This window comes from Streptomyces sp. NPDC041784 (genome assembly GCF_055591025.1).
In genome coordinates this window covers 238777-258369 of sequence record NZ_JBVJAB010000011.1, presented here as the reverse complement: position 1 = coordinate 258369, position 19593 = coordinate 238777, and the positions used below count along the sequence as shown (strand labels likewise).

Sequence of the window (19593 nt, the reverse complement as noted above, 5' to 3'; positions counted from 1 at the left end):
GTCGTCCGCCTGTGGGGGGGTGAGGTGGCCATCTGCTCTATAGGTGAGAAGACGGGTGGCTGTCCGTTGGTGGGGTCCCCGCCCCTAGGCGGCCGGCCCCCGAGACCCACACCCTCGAACGGGGCCAGGAAGCCCTCCGGGAAGCCGTTCTCCCACGCCAGGTACAGATGCCGCTCCTGGAGCAGATAGATGGCCAGCCGGCGGCCACCGAAGGCGGGCAGCAGCTCCTGCATCACCACCGCCGACACCTGGCGGGCGGTCACGGCCTCGGTCAGCGCGATCGCCAGCACGATGGGCCGGTACAGCGGCGCCGTCGAGGCGGCGTCGTCGGGCGCCGGGGTGTCGGGGGCGACGGCCGAGTCGTCCGGGACCCGCTTGGCCGGGACCGCCGTACAGGTGAGCAGGTCCGCTCCGGGGTAGACGGCCATGCTCAGCCAGTCCCCCTCGAACGGCCGGTCCCCGCCGGCGGGCCGCCGGACGTGGAAGTGCACCGGTTCCGGCGACAGCAGCGCGCCGCGCAGGGGCTCCTCGCACGCGGGCTGGTTCAGCCACGGCACGGCGTCCCACAGCGGCCGGCCCGTGAGAAGGCCGCGCTCGACGCCCAGCAGTTCCGCGGCCCGGTGGTTGGCGTAGACGATCAGCCCCAGCCGGTCGAGGCAGAACACCCCCTCCGGGAGCAGATCGGCGGCCCCGTCGGCGAGGGCACCCGGGCCGGGGTCCAGGAGGACGCCCGTGACGGGCCCGCGGGCCCCGTCGGACGCCGCCCACAGCTCCAGCAGCCGCAGACCGCCCTCCGCGGTGCGCACCTCGATCGGCACGGCCGGCGGCCGCCCCTCGGCGGTGCGGCGCAGCAGGGCGGGCAGCCGGTGGGCGTCGGTCGGGTCCACGGTCCGGGCCAGCGCGTCCAGGGTGTGCGGGAGCGAGCCGGGCGGCAGGCCGAACAGGGTCCGCGCCTGGTCGTCGGCGACGACCGTGTCGCTCGCCGGGTCCCACGAGAAACGGCCCACCCGGCCCGGGGGCGGTTCCGCCGCCGGCGGCCGTACGGACAGCGGCTCGTCGTCCCAGGACGTGCTCCCGCCCTCGGCCTTCAGCCGCAGCAGGGCCGCCGCGAGGGCGTTCGCCGCCTCCGCGAGCCGCTCGCGCTCCGCCAGCACCTCCCCGGCGTCGGACACCGCGTCGCGCAGCGCCGTCATGACGCCGAACGCCTCACCCCCCGCGACCACCGGTGCGTTCAGCTGACCGAACTGGAAGGGCAGGCCCGCCGCGAACTGCGGATAGCGGCGCATCGCGTCCGCGGCGTTCGCCAGCACCACCGGTACGCCCGTCCGGTGCACGTCGGCCACCGGGAACGGCCGGTCCACGTGCACCCGCCACCACGGGCGGAACAACGGCCCCGGCAGCCCCGCGACCACCGCGAGCCGCAGCACCCCGGGCGTGCCCGAGCGCAGGTAGACGCCCCCGGCGCGGCCGTCCGCGGCCCGCAGGGCGTCCACCGCGGCCCCGGTCAGCAGCGCGATCGGTGGCCCCGGCGGCCTCAGCTCGTCCCCGGCGCTCCCAGTCATCGGCCCTACCTCGTCCGTGCGCCGCCGCGTGGGCGACACAGCAAGAATGCGCCACACCGGGGCGGGTGTGCATCCGCGCGGGCCCGAGCGCGGCCGCCGGAGGCCCCGCCCGCCGGCCCGCGGACCGCGTCAGGCGGTGACGCGCAGGGTGCTCTTGGCCAGCTCGTACGCCGGGAGCATCGCCTCGTGCTCCTGTGTGTCCATGCCACCGAGATGCAGGACGACGGTCCCGTCGGGCGTGCCGACCGCGAGGGCGCGCTCCTTCTTCGTCTCCTCGAGGATCTCGCTCGTGGTGACGTACTCCACCTCGGTGCCGGTGACGTCACCCGTCTTGACCGAGCGGTACTTCTCGCCGCTCACGCCGGTCGCGGCGGCGACGAAGTCCTCCAGCACCGCCCGCGGGTCGGCGTCGCCCGGCTCGCCGGTGTAGACCCGCAGGAAGCCGATCTTCCCGGCGGGCTTGGCGTCGATCTCGCAGGCCATGGTGACCGGGCCCTGGCGCAGGAACGCGTCGGCGAGCTCGGCCAGGTCGCCGGTCGCCTCGGTCGCCTCTGTGGCGTCGACCGCCTCGGGCTCCCAGAACTCGGCCGTGTCGAAGGCGACCGGCAGCTCGCACGCCGACCCGGCCTTGCCGACCGTCTCCCCGCGCCGTGCGACGTCGGCGGTGGCCTCGGCCCCCGCCACGCTCTTCGAGCCCTTGCCCTTCGCGCCCTCGTCCGCGCCCCCACAGCCCGTGACCAGCCCCGCCAGCAGGACGGCCAGCGTCAGCCCCCGCCCCATGTTCCCCACCCCAACGCGCACCTGATGTTCCCCTCGTGACAGTGCTTCAGGCCGGTCCCATGCCGGCGGGGAACTGTAACCGAGGGGACCGACACATGTGGTTACCGGGTGGTACGACCCTGCGTTCGCTATTTGCTCATCGTTTGCTCACGCGGTGGCGCCGGTGTCCCGGGCGGCATGGGAGCGGCGGTGGGCGGCGACGCGCTCGCGGGTGGCGCAGCGGCGCGAGCAGTACCGGCGTACGGGCCCGCTGCCCTGCGCGACGAACACCTGGGCGCAGGACGGCGACGCGCAGACCCGGCCGGGCGGGCGCCGACGGTCCCAGAGGAGGACGGCCAGCGCCAGGCAGGAGGAGGCCAGGAACCACTCGTCCCAGGGGCCGTCGTCCGACCGGTCGAGATGGGGGTGCCAGGGCGTGCGCCCGCCGTGCGCGGTGAGCCGCAGGGGTCCGGTGTGCTCGTGCAACAGCCGGTTGAGGGCCTCGGCGGCCCGGTCGACGTCCTCGGCGGCGAAGACCTCCCGCAGCGGCTCACCGGCCGCCCGCATCCGGTCGACGTCCCCTGGCGTCAGCGTGAGGGGCTCCGGTTCGCCGTGGGCGCGCAGCACCTCGGCGACCCGCTCCGGCGCGGGCGCGGGGTCCTCGCCGAGCACGTTGAGCAGGGCCGCGGTACGGCGGGCGGCCGCCGCCACGGAATGCCGGACGGACCAGTCGGCGTCGGTGGCGGCGGGTGCGTGGCGGGAGGCGGGGGGAGTGGGGGAGGCGGGGGAAGTGGGGGAAGTGGGGGAGGTGGGCACCCGGGCAATGTAACGCATGTTGAGGAGTTTTCAGTTACCGACATAACGTCCTGCTCATGACGAAGCGTGACGCGCCGCACCGCCACCTCGCCGGTGCCCTGGCCGCCCGCACGGGCGACGAGATGGCCGGACCCGCGCTGCTCCTCGCGGCCTTCGCCCTCACCGGTTCGGCGGCCCGGGCATCGGTGCTCCTCGCCGCGGCCACTGTCGCGGCCGCGGCCGGCGGACCCGTCCTGGGCACCCTCCTCGACCGGTCCCGACGGCCCGGACACCTGCTGGCGGCGGCCCTGTTCCTGCACGCGCTGGGCCTGACGGCGGTCCTGCTCACGCTCGGCCGCGCCCCGTTCGCCGTCACCCTCGCCCTCGCGGTCCTCACCGGCCTGCCCGGGCCCGCCCTCTCGGCCGGCTGGACCGCCCGCCTTCCCGTCCCGCCCACCCCGGCCGGCCGCACCCGGGCCACCGCGCTCGACGCGATGACCTTCAACGCCGCGAGCCTGGCCGGACCGGCGCTGGCGGGCCTCACGGCCCGGACGCTGGGCGCGCCGGAGGCGGTCGCGGGGGCGGCCGCCCTCGTGTGCGTGGGAGCGGGCGCGGCGTTACGGCCGCCCGGCCCCGCCCTGTCGGCCCAGGCCCGCAAGCGGCAGGACACCGCCCCCGTGCTCGCCCGGCTCGCCACCGGCACCCGGTACGTCCTCACCCACCCGCACCTCGCCGCCGCCACCCTCGGCTCGGTCGTCTCCTGTACCGCCCAGGGGATGCTGACGGCCTGTGTGCCGCTGCTGGGGGAGCGGGCCCTGGGCGGGGCCGCCGACGGCGCGCTGCTGCTCTCCTGCACGGCCGCCTCGGCCCTCGCCGCCAACGCCGCCCTCGCCCGCCTGGCCCGGGCCCCGGACCCCGGCCGGGTGCTGCGTGGCGGGGCGCTGATCCAGGCGGGCGCCCTGGTCCTCGCGGCGACGGGGCGCCCGGCCGCGGTCGTGTTGGCCGCCGTGCTGGCCGGCCTCGGCGAAGGACCCCAGCTGACCGCCCTGTTCGCCGTGCGTCATCGGGAGGCTCCGGAGGAGCTGCGCGCCCAGATCTTCGCCACCGGGGCCAGCGCCAAGGTCACCGGGTTCGCGCTGGGAGCCGCCGTGGCGGGCCCGCTCGGCGCCCGCTCACTGCCCGCGGTCCTGCTGGCGGCGACCGCGCTCCAACTCCTCGCGGCCCGGGTGACGACCGTACGGGTCCGCGAACGTGTACCGCCTGCCGGGCGCCGCCCACGCCTCTGATCCGGGGGACAAAAAGGGCGAGTGATCCTCGTGGGCCCCGTTCGCGTCTTCACCGGTGCGCCACGCCGAGCACAGGGCGCGGCGCACAGTGAGACGAGCGTTTGGGGACACCTTGAGCATCCTGCGTCCGGAAGTGGACCGGCCCGGCGACGACCGCGCAGAGACAGAAGTGGACGACCGCGCAGAGACAGAAGTGAAGGAAGCAGAGAAAGAAGCGAAAGAACCGAGGGGAGAGAGAGCGCCGGAGGAGCGGGGCGGCGCCCTCTCCCGGGGCGTCGCGTTCGCCGGGCGGACGGTGCGGGGGGAGTGGCAGGGGATCGTCGTCGATCCCGTACGGCAGCTGCGGCGGCGGGGGCCCGGTGCGCTGCTGCTGGCGGTCGTCGCATGCGGGGGCGTGATCTTCTTCCACGCCATCGCCCAACGGCCCGCCGGAGCCACGGCCGTGCGGCTCCTCGGCGGGGTCCAGGGCGACCTCCCCCTGTGGCTGGCGGTGCTGCGCACCCCGGTCTCCCTGTACGTTCCCGCGCTCGACCTGCCGGTCTGGGGCGGCATCACCCAGCTCTTCCTCGCCTTCGCCCTGGCCGAACTCACCCTCGGCCGCGCCCGGACGCTGGCCGTCGCCTACGCGTGCACCCTGGCCGGCACCCTCACGGTGCGGGTGATGATCGCGATGGGCCCGGGCTGGTGGGGGCTGGGGCTGCCGCCCGAGGCGGGGCACGTGCTCGACACCGGGCCGTCCGCGGCGGTCGTGGGCCTCTTCACCTACCTCTCGGTCGTCCGCCGCGCCCCGATCGTCTTCACGCTCACCGGCGGCTCGATGGTCGTCGAGTCCATCGCCAAGCCCAATCTGGCCGGACGCGAGCATCTGATCGCGGTGGCCGCCGCCGTCGTCCTGGGGCTGCTGCACGGTCAGGGCGGGCGGCTGCGGCGCCTGTTGCCCGAAGCCCTGTGTGTACGCAGGTGAGAGGGGGCAACCTGAGATGTTGATATGAATTTCCGGGATGATTGAACACTCCCGCGTCGGGCCGCGTATGGGACCAGGGGGAAATTTCTTGTCCGGCCGCCGACCACGACGCGTAGGAGCACTCCTTGGTACACAACAGGCGCAGACGCCCAACGGGCGGACGGCGCGCGACCTTCGCGGCGGTCGCGCTGATGCTCGGCGGTGGCGGGCTCATGGCGGCGAACGTCTACGCCTCCGCCACGGAGGACGACGCCGGCAAGCCCTGGACATCGGGCTCCGTCACCATCGACTGTCCCGACGTCGGGACGCGGCTCACCGATGTGCCCGAGGAGGCCGGCGAGGAGGTCGACCGTGAACTCGCCGCACTGGACCAGCAGATAGCCGCGGCCTACCAACAGCTCCAGGACGCGGCCCAGTCCGTGCGCGAGGACGCCGGCTTCGCCGACAACGCGGTGATGAACCCGCTGAAGGAGAAGCGCGCGGCGACGATCGAGCGCATCGCGGTCGCCATGGACCGCGTCGGCGAGCGCCCGCAGGACCTCGAGGAGTTCGCCGCCTGCACCCTGCGCACCGCCGACGACCAGGCGGGCGAGGAGGGCGACGGCGGCCAGGACCAGGGCGCCAGCCAGGACGGCCAGGCGGGCGACCAGGGCCAGGCGCAGGGCCAGGACGGTGAGGGTCAGCAGGGCGACGGCCAGCAGGGCGGCAACGGTCAGCAGGGCAACGGCGGTCAGGCCGGCAACGGCCCCGTCGCCGCGGACTACGTGGACATCACCACCGTCCAGCCCGGCGGCCAGGGCGCGGACCCGGCATCCGGCCCCTCCCGCGGCACCTTCGCCAGCAGCTGCGGCGTCAACGAGAACGGTCTGTTCAACTCGGACAATGTGATCGTCGCCCCGGGTGTCTCCAACGGCGCCCACCACTTCCACGACTACATCGGCAACCAGTCCAACGACGCCTTCGCCTCGGACGAGGACCTGGCCAACGCCGAGACGACCTGTGTGGACCAGGGCGACAAGTCCACCTACTACTGGCCCGTTCTGCGTCTCCAGAACGGCACCGAGGAGCAGGACGCCAAGAGCCCCGGCGGCGGCATCGAGGGCAACGCCGGTGAGATCGTCACGCCCAAGGACGTCACGCTGAGCTTCGTCGGCAACGCCCGGTCGCAGGTCACCGCCATGCCGCGGCTGCTGCGCATCATCACCGGCGACGCCAAGGCCTTCGTCAACGGCCCGGTCAACGCCAACGCCTCCTGGAGCTGCACCGGCTTCGAGGACCGGCAGCTGAAGGACAAGTACCCGCTCTGCCCGGACGGCAGCGACGTGGTGCGCACCTTCCGTTTCCAGAGCTGCTGGGACGGCTCCAACATCGACAGCGCCAACCACCGCACCCATGTGGCCTTCGCCGCCGCCGACGGCAGCTGCGCGAACGGCTTCAAGGCCATCCCGCAGCTGGTCCAGCGCATCGTGTACGACGTCGACGCGCCGAGCCTCGCCGACGGTGGCCGGACGACCCCGCTCTTCGCGGTGGACTCCTTCCCCGAGCAGCTGCACAAGCCGGGGACCGACCACGGCGACTTCATCAACGTCTTCGACGACGGCCTGATGCAGGAGATGGTCGACTGCATCAACGAGGGCCGCACGTGCGGCGCCGGCACCGGAGCGGGTGACGGCGGCGACAACGGCAACGGCGGCGACAACGGTGGCGACGACGGCAACGGTGGCGACAACGGGAACGGTGGGGACACCGGGAACGGCGGCGACAACGGTGGGGACACCGGGAACGGTGGGGACACCGGCAACGGCGGCGACAACGGCAACGAGCCCCCGCCCGCCCAGTCCCCCGAGCCCCCGGCCGACGAGCCCGCCGGCGACGGCGGCAACGACGCCGGTGGCGACACCCCGGTGACCAACGAGCCGCGGGTCTACACCAAGCCGTCGCCCAAGGCCGACACGGCGAAGCCCGACACCGGCTCCGGCGCCGACGAGGGCGAAGGCTCCCAGGGTGAGGTCGGCACCGCCGCCACCGCGCCCCCGGAGGAGCCGGCCGAGCCGTCCGCCGCCGCCACGACCGCCCCGGCGGACGACACCGGCCCGCAGACGGAGCCCCAGACCCAACCCCAGGCCGTGCAGGGCAGCCTGGCCGAGACGGGCGCCCAGCTGTGGCCCGCCATGGCCGGAGGCCTGCTGCTGATCGCAGGGTTCGTCCTCCTGCGGCGTACCGCGTTCCGCAAGGACTGAGTTCCGTCGAAGGGGCCCGTCGGCACTGCCGGCGGGCCCCTTCGCCCGTCCCGAACGGGTGCTCCCGCCCCCGACCGACCCTCGCGGCAGCCGGCCGCGCGGTATACGTCGCTCGAATCGCGCGTGACGATGGGAGAGCCATGGAGTCCACGGAGTACCCCTACGACCTCGGCAGCCACGGCCGGCCCGTGACGACCTCGTCACCCGAGGCCCAGCTGTGGTTCGACCGCGGGCTGGTGTGGTCGTACGCCTTCCACCACGAGGAGGCCGTCGCCTGTTTCGAGGCCGCGGTCCGGGCCGACCCCGACTGCGCCATGGCCCACTGGGGCATCGCCTACGCGTTCGGCCCCAACTACAACAAGCCCTGGGAGTTCTTCGACGAGGAGGACCTCACCCGGACCGTCGCCCGCACCCACGCCGCCGTGGAGCTGGCCCACGAGAAGGCCGCCGGCGCCACCCCGGTCGAACGGGCCCTGATCGGCGCGCTGCGCGCCCGCTACCCGCAGTCCGGCCCCGCGAAGGACTGCTCGGTGTGGAACGAGCCGTACGCCGACGCCATGCGCGCCGTCCACGACCTCGCCCCCGACGACCTGGACGTGGCCGCCCTGTACGCCGACGCGCTGATGAACCTCACCCCCTGGCAGCTGTGGGACCTGCGCACCGGCACCCCCGCCGAGGGCGCGCGCACCCGGCAGGCCCAGGACGTGCTCGACCGCGCGCTCGCCACCGGGCCCGCGGCCCGGCACCCCGGAATCCTGCACTTCTACGTCCACCTCATGGAGATGTCCCCGACCCCCGAGGCCGCCCTCCCGGTCGCCGACCTGCTGCGCGACCTGGTGCCCGACGCCGGCCACCTTCAGCACATGCCGTCCCACCTGGACGTGCTGTGCGGGGACTACCGCCGGGTCGTCACCGACAACACCGCGGCGATCGCCGCCGACGAGAAGTACCGGGCGCGCGCCGGCGCGATGAACTTCTACACGCTCTACCGGTCGCACAACCACCACTTCAAGATCTACGGCGCGATGTTCCTCGGTCGGTGCGGGACGGCCCTGGAGGCCGCCGACCGCCTGGAGGAGTCGATCCCGGAGGAACTCCTGCGCGTGCCGAGCCCGCCGATGGCCGACTGGCTCGAGGGCTTCCTCGGGATGCGCTTCCACGTCCTCATCCGGTTCGGCCGCTGGCAGGACATCCTCGCCCTGCCACTGCCCGCGGACCCCGAGCTGCACTGCGTCACGACCGCCCTGCTCCACTACGCCCGGGGCGTCGCCCTGTCCGCCACCGGCCGGGTCGAGGAGGCCGAGGCCGAACGCGAGCTGTTCCGGGCGGCGGCCGGCCGGATCCCCGAGACCCGGATGCTGTTCAACAACACCTGCGAGGACATCCTCGCGATCGCCGCCGCGATGCTGGACGGCGAACTGGAGTACCGCAGGGGCCACTACGACCTCGCCTTCGCGGCCCTGGAACGCGCGATCGACCTGGACGACAACCTCCCCTACGACGAGCCCTGGGGCTGGATGCAGCCCACCCGGCACGCCTACGGCGCCCTGCTGCTGGAGCAAGGGCGGATCGCGGAGGCCGAGGCGGTCTACCGCGCCGACCTCGGCCTCGACGACACCCTGACGCGCCCCTCCCAGCACCCCGGCAACGTCTGGTCCCTGCACGGCTTCCACGAGTGCCTCGTCCGGCAGGGCAAGGACGCGGAGGCCCTGATCGTGGCCCAGCAGCTGAAGCTCGCGGCCGCGCTGGCCGACGTACCCGTCCGGGCGTCCTGCTTCTGCCGTCTGGAGGCCGTCGAGGACTCCGCCGTCACACCCGGTTGCTGCGGCATGGACAATTGATCGACGACGCTGTCGGCGCACAACAGGCCGCACAACAGGACGCACCACAGGGGGACCCCGGGGCATGGCGGGCGCACGGTGAACGAGACACGCAGGACTGCTCTGACAAGACCCTGGCCGATCGGCCGGACCAGCCACGACGCCGTCGTCCGCGCACGGCGCTGGGCCCGGGTCGCCCTGGTCCTGGTCGCCGGCTGCGCCGCCGTCGTGGCGGGCGGCTCCGGCGCCAGCGGCTGGCTGGTCCTGCTCGTCGGCCTCGCCGGCCTCGGCCTCGCCGGGGCGGGTGTGTGGTGGATGCTGGCACACCGGGGCGGGCCCCGGCTGCTGGGCGGGCTGCTCGCCGTCACCGCGCCGATCGGCGTGCTGGTGCTGTACGCCGCGTCGGGCCTGTGGGTGATCGCGGTGGGCGCGCTGGCGCTCTGGGCGGCCGCCCTCGCCTCGGCCCGCGCCTCCCTGCGCAGCGTGCGCCGTCCCAAGGGCACGCACGGGCGCAAGGTCCTGCCGCCCCGCCAACCGGTGCTGATCATGAACGTGAAGTCGGGCGGCGGCAAGGTCGTCAAGCACGGCCTCGTCGAGCGGGCGGAGGCGCTGGGCGCGCGCGTGGTGCTGCTCGGCACCGACGGCGGCTACACCGACCCCGTGGCGGAGGCCCGGCGGGCCATAGCCGAGGGCGCGGACCTGCTCGGCGTCGCGGGCGGCGACGGCACCCAGGCGCTGGTGGCGGCCGTGGCCGCCGAGCACGACCTGCCGTTCCTGGTCGTCGCCGCCGGCACCCGCAACCACTTCGCCATGGACCTCGGTCTGGACCGCACCGACCCGGTGCTCAGCCTCGACGCCCTCACCCACGGCGTCGAACTCCGCGTCGACCTCGGCGACGTCGGCGGGCGGGCCTTCGTCAACACCGTCTCCTTCGGGGCGTACGCCGAGATAGTGCGCAGCCCCGAGTACCGCGATGCCAAGGCCGCCACCGCCCTGGAGCACCTGCCCGACCTGCTCCAGGGCGCGGCCGGCACGACCCTGGTCGTCCAGGCGGACGAGTCCCGGATCCACGCGCCGCAGGCCCTGCTGGTCAGCAACAACCCCTACGCCCGCGCCGACCCGCTGGGCGGCGGCCGCCGGCACCGGCTCGACACGGGCCTGCTCGGCGTGATCGGCCTCCGGGTCGAGGGACCCGCCCAGGCCGCCGAACTGGTGCTGCTCGGCGAACGGGCCAGCGGCATCACCTCGCTCACCTCCCGCCGCGTGGTCGTCGAGGCCGGCCAGGACACCATCCCGGTCGCCGTGGACGGCGAGGCCCTCGACCTGCCCACCCCGGTCGTGTGCACGATCCGGCCCGGCGCGCTCCGGGTCCGGGTGCCCCGGCACCGTCCGGGCGCCGCCTACGCGCCTCCCACGGTCGACTGGCGGCGGATCGTCCGCCTCGCCCTCGGCCACCCCGATCCCCGTACCATCAAGGATGCCTACGATGTCTGACCGCCGGCAGAAAATCTCCGCCCTGAGTCTCGTCCGCGACCTCGCGACCATGGACCAGGCCCTGTACGAAACGGTCACGATCACCAGAACGCCCACCCTGGACACCGCGCTGCGCCGGCTGTCCGCGGCCGCCGACCACTCCAAGATCTCCTTCGCGGTCGCCACCGGCCTGGCCCTGTGCGGGGGCCGCCCGCGCCGGGCCGCCCTCCTGGGCGTCGCGGCCGTCGGCGTCGCCTCGGCCACCGCCAACCTGCTCGGCAAGCGGCTGGTACGCCGGCCTCGGCCGCACCGTTCGGAGGACTCGCCGTTCCCGGGCCGCCATGTGCCGATGCCGGACTCCGCGTCCTTCCCCTCCGGGCACACCGCCTCGGCCGTCGCCTTCGCGGCCGCTGTCGGCCCGGCCTTCCCGGCCGCCGCCGTCCCGCTGGGCCTGCTGGCCTGCGCGGTGGGCTACTCGCGGGTCCACACCGGGGTCCACTACCCGGGCGACGTCGTGGCCGGGGCCCTGCTCGGCACCGGGTCCGCAGCCCTGGTCGTGGCGCTCGCGGCCCGCGCCGACGCCTGACGGACCGCTACGCCCGCGCGCGGTAGAACAAGGAAGACGTCGACCGCCACGCCCGCTCGCAGTACGGGTAGAGCGCCCGCTACGCCCGCTCGCAGTACAGGAAGAGGTGGGGTTCGGGCACGGCCTCGGGATGGTCGGGGGTGAACAGCACGTTCTCCTCGGCCAGCACGGTCAGGCCCGCGCCCCGCACCACGCCGGCGAGATCCTCGCCGGTGAAGCTCGTCACGCGCACCGGCTGCCCCATGAAGACGGCGTCCACGCCCTCCACGTCCAGGGGCACGGTGGCGAGCACCAGGGCGCCGCCCGGCACCAGCGCCCGCGCGAGCCGGCCGAGCAGCCCGGCCTGCCGCGCGCGGTCCATCTGGAGCAGCGAGAAGTACACGCAGACCGCGTCGAACGAGCCCTCCTCCAGCGGGAGTTCCCACACATCGGCACAGCGGAAGACGGCCCCGGGGACCTGCCGGGCGGCGAGGTCCACCATCACGGGGGAGACGTCGACGCCCAGCACGTCATGGCCGGCCGCCACCAGGGTCTGCGCGGTCGGCCGACCGGTCCCGCTGCCGACGTCCAGCACCCGGCCGCCCGGCGCGAGCCGCCCCAGGAGCCAGTCCAGGGACGCGCGGTGCGCCTCCGAGTGCGCGAACGCCTTCTCGTACACGGACCCCAGCGCGTCGAACACCGCCGCCGCACGCCGCCCGTCGTCCTCGCCGGTCAAGGCGGTCCTCCCGTCGCTCCGCAGTGCAGGTCCGCGCATCCTTCCATCCCTGACGGCACCTCACAACGGCACCGGAACACGGCTCCGCCCGGCCCGGCCGTACCCGTGCGCGAGCGGTCCTCGCGACCGCTCCGCTCGGCCGTGATCGCTACGGAGCGCAACCGTTCGAGGACCGTGGCGCGATCGATCGCTGCTCCGCCGCGTGCTCGTGCCGTCCGGCTCGCCACCGCGTCAGTCCTCCCTCGCCCGTCCGTGGCCCCCGAACTGGCCGATTCTCGCCGCGCGGCGGGGGCGGTTCCCGGGGGCGGCCGGAATCCGAGTTCCCACTACCGTAAGTAACATGATCAACTGCCGTCTGATGGGAGGCCTACTCGCAAGTAGCAAGGCCCCCGCCAGTCGTCGTACCGTTCGGAGGACCCCCCATGCCCTCTCCCGAGGAAGCTCTGCACGAGGCCCGCGCCGCCTACGAGGAGCACATGCGCACCTGCCGCCAGTGTCATTACGACAACGCGCGGTGCGCGGTCTCCAAACTCCTCCTGCGCGCCTACAACAACGCCAGGAGGGCCCAGATGCGCCCCGGCACCGAGCTGAGCTGAGCCGATCCGAGGCGGTTCGCCGCTCACCGCCGCGCGGGCAGGGCCACGGTCAGGTCCCGGATCTCGTAGCCGCCGATGTCGTCCTTGAACGACACCCGCGGCACCCCGGTCATGCGCAGCCCGTCCAGCGCGAAGAGCCTGCCGAGCAGGACGTCGGCCTCCAGTACGGCGACCCCCGCGCCCGGGCAGCGGTGGGCGCCGTCCCCGAATGCCAGCCCGGCCGCCCCCGGACCCAGCCCCAGCACCCGGCCCGGGCGCAGCAGCTCCGGATCGCCTCCCACGACCTCCGGATCGGCGTTGACCTCGTCCACGTGGACGGTGATCACCTCACCCGTCCCCACCCGGACCCCGCCGACCTCCACAGGCCCGGTGGTCCGGCGGGACAGGCGGCCCACGACCGGCTCCAGCCGCAGGATCTCCTGGAGCAGCGCGAGCCGCTCCGGTTCGTCCGCCGCGCGGTACCGCTCCAGCAGCGCCGGATCGTCGAACAGATGCCAGGCGGCGACACAGATGAACTCACGCGTGGTGACCATGCCGGCCGCCGCGTAGGTCAGGCACTCGCCGAGGATCTCCGCGTCCGAGCACCCGTCGGCCAGCAGATGGCCGATCAGGTCGTCCCGCTGCCGGCGGCGGTGCGCGCGGATCGCCGGGCGGACGTCGGCGAGGTGGATGCGCAGCCAGTTCACGTTCTGCCGGACCAGCCAGTACAGGCCGTGCGCGCTCGTCAGCCCCGGCCGCCCGAACTTCTCGGGGAAGAAGCTCTCCAGCCGCCGCTTCAGCCCCGGGCGGCTGTGCGTGAGCCCGATGATCTCCCGCACCACCTCGATCGCCATGGTGAAGCTCAGATCGGACAGCTGCGCGTGCCCGGCCCGCCGCACCACCGCGACCTGCTCCTCGGCGACCCGTGTCATCAGCTCGCGGTAGTGCTCGTCCACCCGCCGGGGCGTGAAGAACCGGGCGGTCTGGCGACGCTGCTCGCGATGGCCCGGACCGTCCTGGTACAGCACGGGGCGGCGGATCCGGGACGGCAGCTTCTCCACCGTCTCGATCCCGAGGCCCGCCTGCACGGTCTCCGTGCCGCGCAGCACCTCACGGGCGGCCGCGTACCCGCTCACCCGCCACGTCCCGTCCGCACCGCGGCTCACCGGACACCCGGGCCGCCCCGACCCCCGGTCGACCTTCCGTACGGTCTCCTGCGCGTCCCCCACCCTGACCACCCTCCCGTTCGCCGGACCGGACGCCAGTGTGACCGCGCGGACGGCTCCCGCGATGCGTCACTTCCGGCCACGCGCGTCGAGCGCCGTGGGGTGTGGGCGTGCGGTGGGCGTGCGGCGGGTGAGCCACCGGGTACTGGGACCCGTTGGTCCTCGGCCCGGGTCAGGAGGGGCGTACCGCGCCGCGCAGGGCGTCCTCGCCGACGGTCAGGATCGGTTCCTCGCGGATGGCCGCGCCCGGCCGTGGGGCGTGGATCATCATGCCGCTGCCCGAGACCAGGCCGGTGTGGCTGAGGTCGTCGTGGAAGAAGACCAGGTCCCCGGGCCGCAGTTCGTCGAGACCGACCCGGGGGAAGTCCCGCGCCTGGTCGAGCGTGGCGCGCGGCAGGGACACCCCGGCGGCCTTCCAGGCGGCCTGGTTGAGGCCGGAGGGGTCGTACGACTCCGGTCCCGTGGCGCCCCACACACAGGGCCGCCCGATCTGCGCACGCGCGAAGGCCAGCGCCTTGTCGGCCTTCCCGAGGTACGCCGTGCCGGTGGCACTGGCGGTGGCGCCCGTGGGCGCGACGGGCGGGAGCCCCGGGTCGGGCAGGGGGGCGGCGGGGGCGGCGAGCGGGGCTGTCAGGAATCCCGTCGCGGGCGTCCCGACGCCGCCCGCGAGGTCGGGGGCCGGGAGCGTGGGCATGGCGGCGGTGGCGGCGAGCTGGGACGTCGGGTAGCCGGACATCTGGGCCGGGAGACCGAGTTCGGGGCCGGGGAGGCCGGGGGAGGGGGCCGGGGTGGCCACCGGTGCCGGTGCGGGCATGCCTGCCGGCGCGGCGACGGGGGCCTGTGCGGCCATGGAAGCCTGAGCGGTCATGGAGGCCTGAGCGGCCATGGAAGCCTGTGCGGCTGCCACCACGGGGGAGGCGAAGCCGAACTCGGACGTGGGGAACCCGGACGCGGGACGGGCGCCGCCCAGCTCGGGCTGGGGCGCCGCGAAGCCGGCCGAGGGCGCCATGAGGGCGCCCGCGCTCGCGGCCGTGGCGAAGCCGCCTGCCGGTGCTGCGAAGCCGCCCGTGGGGGCCGCGTAGTCGGCCACCGGTGCCGTCGGGCCGGCTCCCTGTGTCGCGTATGCGGCCGGGGGTGCCATGAGGCCGCCGACCGGTGCCGCGAAGCCGTCCACGGGGCCTGCGAAGCCGCCCGTGGGGGCCGCGTAGTCGGCCACCGGTGCCGTCGGGCCGGCTCCCTGTGTCGCGTATGCGGCCGGGGGTGCCATGAGGCCGCCGACCGGTGCCGCGAAGCCGTCCACGGGGCCTGCGAAGCCGCCCGTGGGGGCCGCGTACTCGGCCATCGCTGCCGTCAGGTCGACTCCCTGTGTCGCGTATGCGGCGGTGGGTGCCACGGGGCTGCCGGTGGGTGCGGCGAAGGCGTCCATGGGTGCTGCCATGGCGCCTGCGGGGGCCGCGTAGTCGGCCACCGGTGCCATCAGGGCGGTCGCCGCGTACTCGTTCGCCGGTTCCGTCGGGCCGGCTCCCGGTGTCATGAGGCGGCTCGCCGGGTCGGCGAAGCCGCCCGCGGGTGCCGGTGTGCCGCCGGCCGGCGTCGCGTACTCGCCCGCCGGGGCCGTGAGGCCGGGCGCCGCGGCGAAGCCGCCCGTGGGGGTTGCGATGCCCCCGGCCGGGGTCGCGTACTCGCCCAGCTGCGGCGCGGTGAGGCCGCCCGCCGGGTCGGCGAAGCCGCCTGCCGGTGCCGGCAGGCCTCCCGTCGGCGTCGCGTACTCGCCCATGGGCGCCGTCACACCGCCCGCGAGTGCCGTCACATCGCCCATGGATGCCGTCATACCGCCCACCGGCAAGGCCATGCCGTTGGGCAGTGCCGCTCCGTCGCCGCCCTGCGTCGCGTAGCCGCCCGCCGGTGCCGCCGTGCCGCCCCCCTGCGTCGCGTACGCCGGAGCCGGAGCCGGAGCCGGAGCCGGTGCCGCGAAGCCGGAGTTCGGCGCCGTGAGGCCGCCGTCGGGGATCGGGAGCATGCCGCCGGTGTCGGTCAGCGGGTCGGTGCCGGTCGCGGCGGGGGAGGGGGTGCCCGCCCAGGCCGCCGCGGCCTCGGCGCGGTACGCCTGCTGCTCCGCCGTGTCCCCGGGCTGTCCGGCGGTCAGTTGGGGCGGCATCGGGCGGGGCGCGGCGGGCAGTGCGGCGGGCGCGGCGGCGGGCAGCGCGGCGATGGCGCCGCGCCCGGTCAGTTCGGGAACGCGCCGCTCGGGGGCCTCCAGTTCGAGGCGCCGTCCGGACTCCAGTTCACGTATCCCCCCGCCACCGGCGGGGCGTTCGTCCCTGGACGCGCGCGCGGGCAGGGCGGGACGCTCGGGCATACGGTCGGCGGGCAGGGTGGCGGCGAGGGTCGGGCCGACGCTGTTGCGGACCATGTCGAACCACTGCCGGGCCACGGAGTCCAAGGAGGCGTCGCCCGTCCCACGCCCGCCGCCGGTGGCCCTGCGGCCCGCGTTCGACCTGGCGCGAGTGGCGTTGAACCTGCCGGTGTCGTTCTCGGCCCGGTCGTACAACGCGCTGACGGCCTGCTGGACCTCCGCCTTGCTGGGCTCGCCGACCTCCGTCGCCATGGAAGACGTACTCCTTCCGTGCTCCGCCGGCCGAGGGGCGGTGGACCTGGGCGCCCCGCGGATCGGGCGCGCCTCAAGCTCCTTGCCCTGCCGGGCGGTTGAGCCGTCCACCCCGGGTGCTGGTTCGCTTCCCGGATCCGGCCGCACCCAAGAGTGCCACGGACTCGGCGGAGGCCGCGCGGCCCGGCGGGGTTCGCCGGAGTAGGTCGTGCGGCCTGTGCGTCAAACTAACCAACTTGTGTGGCCCGTGTGAAGATTGAAGTGTTAAATGTCCGATACGTATCCGTGACCTTCGTCTCCCGCTCCGCACTCCGGGAACGCCCGGTGCCCGCGTGTGCGATGGTCCCGCCTCCGCTGTTCCCCGCTCGGCGCCGCCGCCCTCAAGCCCGACGATCGAATCGCGCGCCGTGACGATCGATTCGATCGTCGGATCTTGCGATTCCTGCGCTTTCGCGCGTAGCGTCGTGGCGATTCACTCGTCCTCCCGAGCCGGGGTGTGCCATGGACCGTGCCCGACTGCGTCAGCTGCTGGCCCGCGAGAGCGCGGAGGCCGAGCGGGCCAACCCCCGCTCCCGTGCCGCCTACGCCGAGGCCGACCACCTCTTCGGCCGGGTGCCGATGACCTGGATGAACAAGACGGCCGGCGCCTTCCCCCGGTACCTGGACTCCGCGCGCGGCGCCCGCGTCCGGGACATCGACGGGCACGAGTACATCGACTTCTGCCTCGGCGACACCGGCGCCATGGCGGGCCACTCGCCGGCCGCCGTCGCCGACGCCGTACACCACCGCTTCACGGACCTCGGGGGCGCCACGGCGATGCTCCCCACGCAGGACGCGGAATGGGTCGGCGCCGAGCTGACCCGGCGGTTCGGGCCGACCCGCTGGAGCTTCGCGCTGACCGCGACCGACGCCAACCGCTGGGCGATCCGGCTCGCCCGGGCCGTCACCGGCCGCCCGAAGATCCTGGTCAACAGCTACTGCTACCACGGCAGCGTCGACGAGTCCCTGATCGTGACCGTCCCCGACGGCCACGGCGCCGCCCGCCCCGGCAACGTCGGCGCCCCCTGCGAGGTCACCCTCACCAGCCGGGTCGCCGAGTTCAACGACCTGGACCAGCTGGAGCGGGAACTCGCGCACGGCGACGTGGCCGCCGTCCTGATGGAACCCGCCCTCACCAACATCGGCATCGTGCTGCCCGAACCCGGCTACCTGGAGGGCGTGCGCGAACTGACCCGCCGGCACGGCACGCTTCTGATCAACGACGAGACGCACACCTTCTCCGCCGGTCCCGGCGGCTGCACCGCCGCCTGGGGCCTGGAGCCGGACGTCCTGACCATCGGCAAGGCCATCGGCGGCGGCATCCCGGCCGGTGCCTACGGCCTCTCCGCCGACCTCGCCGACCGGCTGCTGGGCCGCGCCGACCTGGACCTCGTCGACATGGGCGGCGTCGGCGGCACCCTCGCCGGCAACGCGCTGTCCGTCGCCGCGACCCGGGCCACCCTCGAACACGTCCTGACCGACGAGGCGTTCGCCCGGATGCACCGGCTCGCGGAGCGCTTCGAGGCCGGGGTGCGCGCGGGCATCGAGGCGCACGCCCTGCCCTGGTCGGTCAGCCGTCTGGGCGCCCGCACCGAGTACCGGTTCACCGCTCCCGCGCCCCGCACCGGCACCGAGGCGGCGGCTGTCGGGGACACCGAGCTGGAGGACTTCCTCCACCTCTACCTGGCCAACCGGGGCATCCTGCTCACCCCGTTCCACAACATGGCCCTGATGTGCCCCGACACCACCGAACAGGACGTCGACACCCACACCGGGCTGTTCGCCGCCGCCCTGGCCGAACTGGCCGGCTGAACCCCCAAGGAGTCTCGCGTGGACGAGATCGACCGGGCCATCCTGCGCGAGCTGCAGACCGACGGACGCATCGCGTACGCCGACCTCGGCCCCCGGGTCGGACTGTCCGCCTCCGCCGCCCGCCAGCGTCTCCAGCGGCTGCTGGACTCCCGTGCCGTCCAGGTCGTCGGCGTCACCGACCCGATGGCCATGGGCGGCCAGGCCATGGCCCTCCTCGGCATCACCGCCGACGGCGACCCGCGCCCCGTGGCCGACGCGCTCGCCGCCCACCCGGAGGTCGTCTACTCGGTGTTCACCTCCGGCGGCTTCGACCTCTTCGCCGAGGTCGTCAGCCCCACCGCCAAGGACCTCCTCGACTTCGTCAACGACACCGTCCGGCAGACCGAGGGCGTGGCCGGCGTCCAGTCCTTCCCCTACTTCGCCATCCACACCCACCGCTTCCTGTGGGACGTGGGCTGAGACCTCCCGGTCGCTCCGGGGTGGAGAATGGCCGGCATGCGCGTTGACTACGATCCCGAGTCCCTGGGCGCGGGAGCCTTCTACCGGCTGCTGACCGCCGTCGTCGTCCCCCGGCCGATCGCCTGGGTGTCGACCCTGGCCGCCGACGGCGAGACCGCCAACCTCGCCCCGCACTCCTTCTTCACGGTCGCCTGCACCGACCCGCCGATCGTGCAGTTCACCTCCGTCGGCCGCAAGGACTCGCTGCGCAACGTCGAGGCCACGGGCGAGTTCGTCGTGAACTTCGCCCCCGAGCCGCTCTTCGAGCAGATCAACGCCAGCGCCACCGACTTCCCGGCGCACGAGGGCGAGTTCGAGGCGGTCGGCATCGAGCGGGAACCCTCCCTGCTCGTGAAGCCGCCCCGCGTGGCCGCCTCGCCCGTGGCCCTGGAGTGCCGGCTGCACTCCACCCTCGGCATCGGCAACTCCACGCTGGTTCTCGGCCAGGTCGTGCACGCCTCCGTACGCGAGGACGCCGTCGTCGACGGACTCCCCGACATCCGCAGGCTGAAGCCCCTCGCCCGGCTGGGCCGCAACGAGTGGGGCACGGTCGGGGAGGTCCACGACCTGGCGCGTATCGCCTACCGCGACTGGCCGAAGGACTGACGCCCGAGCGGGTTCGGGGCGGATCCGCG

The 19593-nt window shown here is 74.5% G+C and carries 16 protein-coding genes; 10 read left to right on the top strand and 6 right to left on the bottom strand.

What is annotated here, in order from left to right:
• From ACZ6D7_RS24940 to ACZ6D7_RS24930, 3 genes are all read right to left on the bottom strand, one after another.
• A partial coding sequence (locus tag ACZ6D7_RS24940; RefSeq protein WP_469494675.1) for a PAS domain-containing protein occupies positions 1-1562 on the bottom strand: 1562 nt, incomplete at its 3' end.
• 129 nt (positions 1563-1691) lie between these two features.
• Positions 1692-2342, bottom strand: a complete 651-nt coding sequence (locus tag ACZ6D7_RS24935; protein ID WP_469494672.1) for a lipoprotein — start codon at positions 2340-2342, stop codon at positions 1692-1694.
• A gap of 147 nt (positions 2343-2489) precedes the next feature.
• Complete coding sequence (locus tag ACZ6D7_RS24930; protein WP_469494669.1) at positions 2490-3155, bottom strand: CGNR zinc finger domain-containing protein; 666 nt, start codon at positions 3153-3155, stop codon at positions 2490-2492.
• A gap of 38 nt (positions 3156-3193) precedes the next feature.
• On the opposite strand from ACZ6D7_RS24930, the gene ACZ6D7_RS24925 reads away from it, so the two are divergent.
• The 6 genes from ACZ6D7_RS24925 (at position 3194) to ACZ6D7_RS24900 (ending at position 11485) form a co-directional block, all read left to right on the top strand.
• Positions 3194-4402: an MFS transporter gene (locus ACZ6D7_RS24925; RefSeq protein WP_469494664.1), complete on the top strand. Its 1209-nt coding sequence runs from the start codon at positions 3194-3196 to the stop codon at positions 4400-4402.
• 193 nt (positions 4403-4595) lie between these two features.
• A complete protein-coding gene (locus tag ACZ6D7_RS24920; RefSeq protein ID WP_469494661.1) occupies positions 4596-5366 on the top strand; it encodes a hypothetical protein in 771 nt (256 codons plus the stop codon).
• A 212-nt stretch (positions 5367-5578) separates the two neighbouring features.
• A complete protein-coding gene (locus ACZ6D7_RS24915; RefSeq protein WP_469494827.1) occupies positions 5579-7606 on the top strand; it encodes a DUF1996 domain-containing protein in 2028 nt (675 codons plus the stop codon).
• A 140-nt stretch (positions 7607-7746) separates the two neighbouring features.
• A complete protein-coding gene (locus ACZ6D7_RS24910) occupies positions 7747-9447 on the top strand; it encodes a hypothetical protein (RefSeq protein WP_469494658.1) in 1701 nt (566 codons plus the stop codon).
• A 102-nt stretch (positions 9448-9549) separates the two neighbouring features.
• Positions 9550-10920: a diacylglycerol/lipid kinase family protein gene (locus ACZ6D7_RS24905; RefSeq protein WP_469494825.1), complete on the top strand. Its 1371-nt coding sequence runs from the start codon at positions 9550-9552 to the stop codon at positions 10918-10920.
• Positions 10913-11485 (top strand): phosphatase PAP2 family protein, encoded by a 573-nt coding sequence (locus tag ACZ6D7_RS24900; protein WP_469494652.1) that lies wholly within the window; start codon positions 10913-10915, stop codon positions 11483-11485. The genes ACZ6D7_RS24905 and ACZ6D7_RS24900 overlap by 8 nt, the downstream gene beginning before the upstream one ends.
• 79 nt (positions 11486-11564) lie before the next feature.
• On the opposite strand, the gene ACZ6D7_RS24895 is transcribed toward ACZ6D7_RS24900, so the two are convergent.
• Positions 11565-12239, bottom strand: a complete 675-nt coding sequence (locus ACZ6D7_RS24895) for a class I SAM-dependent methyltransferase (RefSeq protein WP_469494647.1) — start codon at positions 12237-12239, stop codon at positions 11565-11567.
• A 383-nt stretch (positions 12240-12622) separates the two neighbouring features.
• Here ACZ6D7_RS24895 and ACZ6D7_RS24890 point away from each other — a divergent pair, with 383 nt between their 5' ends.
• Positions 12623-12796, top strand: coding sequence for a hypothetical protein (locus ACZ6D7_RS24890; protein WP_469494640.1), 174 nt, complete (start codon positions 12623-12625; stop codon positions 12794-12796).
• Between the two features lie 23 nt (positions 12797-12819).
• On the opposite strand, the gene ACZ6D7_RS24885 is transcribed toward ACZ6D7_RS24890, so the two are convergent.
• Positions 12820-14004, bottom strand: coding sequence for a cytochrome P450 (locus ACZ6D7_RS24885; RefSeq protein ID WP_469494634.1), 1185 nt, complete (start codon positions 14002-14004; stop codon positions 12820-12822).
• Between the two features lie 169 nt (positions 14005-14173).
• Complete coding sequence (locus ACZ6D7_RS24880; protein ID WP_469494632.1) at positions 14174-16609, bottom strand: NlpC/P60 family protein; 2436 nt, start codon at positions 16607-16609, stop codon at positions 14174-14176.
• Between the two features lie 501 nt (positions 16610-17110).
• Between ACZ6D7_RS24880 and ACZ6D7_RS24875 the strand changes: the two genes are divergently transcribed.
• From ACZ6D7_RS24875 to ACZ6D7_RS24865, 3 genes are read left to right on the top strand one after another with little or no spacing between them, the layout of a single operon-like run.
• Complete coding sequence (locus ACZ6D7_RS24875; protein WP_469494627.1) at positions 17111-18460, top strand: transaminase; 1350 nt, start codon at positions 17111-17113, stop codon at positions 18458-18460.
• Positions 18461-18478: 18 nt separating this feature from the next.
• The gene (locus tag ACZ6D7_RS24870) at positions 18479-18919 is read left to right on the top strand and encodes an Lrp/AsnC family transcriptional regulator (RefSeq protein WP_469494624.1); all 441 of its coding nucleotides are present in this window, start codon (positions 18479-18481) and stop codon (positions 18917-18919) included.
• 36 nt (positions 18920-18955) lie between these two features.
• Positions 18956-19564, top strand: a complete 609-nt coding sequence (locus ACZ6D7_RS24865; protein ID WP_469494621.1) for a flavin reductase family protein — start codon at positions 18956-18958, stop codon at positions 19562-19564.
• Positions 19565-19593: the final 29 nt, after the last annotated feature.